Source organism: Streptomyces pathocidini (genome assembly GCF_001418495.1).
Taxonomy (GTDB): Bacteria; Actinomycetota; Actinomycetes; order Streptomycetales; family Streptomycetaceae; genus Streptomyces; species Streptomyces pathocidini.
The window spans coordinates 1-1,888 of sequence record NZ_LIQY01000362.1 but is presented as its reverse complement, the minus strand read 5'-3'; the positions used below and the strand labels follow the sequence as shown (position 1 = coordinate 1,888).

Annotated in this window: 2 protein-coding genes; one reads left to right on the top strand and one right to left on the bottom strand. The window is 70.0% G+C overall.

Going from position 1 to position 1,888, the window contains the following annotated elements:
• Window positions 1–212: alpha/beta hydrolase (locus tag AOK16_RS17330; protein WP_205627710.1), on the bottom strand; the 212-nt coding region annotated here is incomplete at its 3' end.
• A gap of 367 nt (window positions 213–579) precedes the next feature.
• Here AOK16_RS17330 and AOK16_RS17325 point away from each other — a divergent pair.
• A partial coding sequence (locus tag AOK16_RS17325) for a ThuA domain-containing protein (protein WP_169790906.1) occupies window positions 580–1,888 on the top strand: 1,309 nt, incomplete at its 3' end.

Genomic DNA, 1,888 nt, shown 5'->3' with positions numbered 1-1,888 from the left:
GCGTAGCCGTGGGCCGCCAGAAAGCGGGCGAAGCGGTCGTAGCGCAGGCCGTGTTCCGCCGCGCCATGGGCGATCTGCACCACCGCGCGTGGGCGTTCGCCGGCCCGTGGCAGCCAGGTGTACGTCATCACGCGTGCGCCGTCCGGCCGCTCCAGGTGGTCCGTGCGGTACGCCGCGCCGGTGCCCGTCGTGCCCTCGGCCTGCTGTGTCATGCGGCTCGCCTCCAAGCATTCCGCTCCGTCCGGTCCCGGGGTCAACCCTCTCCCGACGCCGGGCTCTCACGCCAGGGCTGTGGATAACGCCTGTCCGAGTCCGAGGTCCGAGGAGCGGGCTGGGGGCTCAACAGAGATGCCAGGGAGACGGGGCGAGAGCGCACCCGGAGCTCACCGGCGCCGACGCGCGGCGGGCGCCATGACGGTACGTCAATTAGCCCTGTCCCAGCGCCACATCGCGCCCGTCCATCCCATTGACCCCATGAGAACGGGAACTTAACCTGAGCGGCGCAACTCAGAAAGCGCTTTCAATCCCCTGCTCGCCGCCACGGGCCGCCGTAGCTGCCCCACCAGCACCGGGAGCGCCATGAGTCCTCTGCCATCGCGTACGCGCAAGCCCCGAAGAGGCCCGTCTCCGAGCGGCACTCGCCGCACCGCTCTCGGTGCTCTCCTCGGCCTGCTCCTCTCCCTTCTGGCCGCGGCGCCCGGCAGCGCGGCCGAAGACGCCGCGTTCCGCGTGCTCGTCTTCTCCAAGGTCACGAACTTCCGGCACGACTCCATCCCCGCCGGGATCGAGGCCATCGAGAAGCTCGGTGCCGAGCACGGCTTCGAGGTCGAGGCCACCGAAGACGCCGCCGCGTTCACCGACGAGAACCTCGCCCGTTTCCAGGCCATCGTCTTCAACAACACCAACTCCACCCCGGAGAAGGGCGACTTGCTGAACGCCGACCAGCGGGCGGCGTTCCAGAAGTACGTCCGCGGAGGCGGCGGCTGGGTGGGCGTCCACGCAGCCTCGGCCAGTGAGCGGGACTGGGGCTGGTACGAGGGGCTGGTCGGGGCGATCTTCGACAAGCACCCCGCCGTGCAGACCGGCCGGGTCAAGGTGCTGGACCACGCGCACCCCTCCACCAAGGGGCTTCCGGAGCTCTGGGAGCGCTCCGAGGAGTGGTACAACTGGCGCACCAACCCGACCGGGAAGGTGCACACGCTCGCGCAGATCAAGGTGCGCGACGGCATCTCGGGCCTGGACGAGGGCGTCGACCACCCGTGGTCGTGGTGCCAGAAGTACGACGGCGGGCGCTCCTGGTTCACCGCGGGCGGCCACGACAAGGCGGCCTTCTCCGAGCCGTACTTCGTACGGCACCTGCTCGGCGGCATCCAGTGGGCCGCCGGCGCCGCGGAGGGCGACTGCTCGGCCACACAGACCGGCAACTTCCAGCGCACCCCGCTGGTGACCGACGACCTGGCCGACCCCTTCGAGCTGGGTGTCGCGCCCGACCGGCGGGTGTTCTTCATCGAGCGGACCGGCAAGCTCAAGGTCGTCGACCAGGAGACGCTGAAGGTCACCACGGCGCTCGACCTCGAGTACAGCCCCGACATGACCAGCCAGTCCGACGGGCTGCTCGGCCTGGCCCTCGACCCGGGCTTCGCGGCCAACCACTGGCTGTATCTGCTGCACTCCGACAAGACGGCGAAGCGGCTCAACCTGTCGCGGTTCACGGTCAGCGGTGACACCGTCGACACCGGCTCCGAGAAGCGGCTGCTGGAGATTCCCACCTATCGCGGCGAGGGGCGGGCCAACTCCCATATGGCGGGCTCGCTCGCCTTCGGCCCGACCGGCGACCTGTACATCTCGACCGGCGACAACACCGACCCCTTCGCCTCCGACGGCTTCA